Annotated in this window: 2 pseudogenes; both read left to right on the top strand. The window is 55.7% G+C overall.

The annotated features are described in order from the left end of the window. Positions 1-654, top strand: a pseudogene (locus ALO43_RS30745) (class I SAM-dependent methyltransferase); the annotation flags it as partial. Then, positions 654-1317 (top strand): annotated as a pseudogene (locus tag ALO43_RS15575) (glycosyltransferase family 4 protein); the annotation flags it as partial. The pseudogenes ALO43_RS30745 and ALO43_RS15575, both read left to right, overlap by 1 nt.

Below are 1317 nucleotides of genomic sequence, written 5' to 3'. Positions count from 1 at the left end.
GATCTGGCCGAGTCGCGTTTTCACACCGTGCAATTGCTGCAGGAAAACACGCTCGGCAATGTGAAGGGGGCCGAAACCCGTCTTGATGAAGCATTTTCAGTCATCGAGCAACTCCAGATCCGGCTTGAGCATTTGACGCAGCACACATTGACCCAAGGGCAGGTCGAGCAAGCACAGGCCCAGGCACATGCGCAGGCGCACTTGGACGATATTAATGCTCAACTCAACGCATCGTTGGGCAATGCGCACCATTGGTGGCTTCGCGCTACGGCCTACGAGCAACAACTGACAGCGATACACCGCAGCACGTCCTGGCGCATTACTGCCCCATTGCGCTTCGCCGCCCGTGTTATCTATTTGCCATTCCGTACCAGTCGGTCGACCTTCAGCCAGGTACTACGTCGCAGTGTGCCCCATGCCCGCCTATGGCTTGCGCGCAGACCCCTTATCGAACGCCCGGTTCTGGCGATCCTGAAATGCAACCCATGGCTGCATTCCAAGCTGAGCAACATGCACCAGGCCACTCTGAACCCTGCGCCTGAAACAGTTGCCAGTGATCTACAGCACGGCGTGATTGATCACGCACCACTGACCCAGCGAGGCCGCACGATCGAGAATGCCCTCAGGGAAGCCATCATGAAGGGCCAGAAATAATGCGTATCGTAATTGACATGCAGGGCGCACAAACCGAAAGCCGATTCCGCGGCATTGGCCGTTACAGTCTTTCTCTGGCGTTGGGGATAGTGCGTAACCGTGGGGACCACGAAGTTTATCTGGTGCTCAACGGCATGCTGGACGAGAGTATCGAAAATATTCGAGCCGCCTTCGCGGGACTGCTTCCTCAAAGCCATATCCGGGTGTGGTATGCCCAAGGACCAGTGGGTAGCCACGATCCAGCCAACAATGCCAGAAGAGAAGTGGCGCAGCAGATTCGTCAAGCCTGTATCAGTGACCTTGAGCCTGACGTAGTGCATGTGACCAGTGCCGTTGAGGGTTATGGCGATGATGCGGTCATCGGCAGCCCGCTGCTGGATAACAGAGCACTGGTTAGTTCGACACTGTATGACCTGATCCCCTTGGTCAGCCCCAAGCAATATCTGGATGGCAACCCCGCTTACAAAAAGCACTACCTAAGCAAGGTGGAAGACTTCAAAGACTACGGCCTGCTGCTGTCCATTTCCGAGTTCGCTCGAGAAGAAGCGTTGTCGCTGCTGCCGTTGGACAAAACCCGTGTCGTAAATGTCTCTACGGCCGCCGACGATATTTTCCGTCCGGTCGTAATGAGTATCGACGAGCGTGTTGCGCTTGAGAAAAAGT

The organism is Pseudomonas tremae (genome assembly GCF_001401155.1).
GTDB classification, from domain to species: Bacteria; Pseudomonadota; Gammaproteobacteria; order Pseudomonadales; family Pseudomonadaceae; genus Aquipseudomonas; species Aquipseudomonas tremae.
This window is presented reverse-complemented; position numbering and strand designations above follow the sequence as displayed.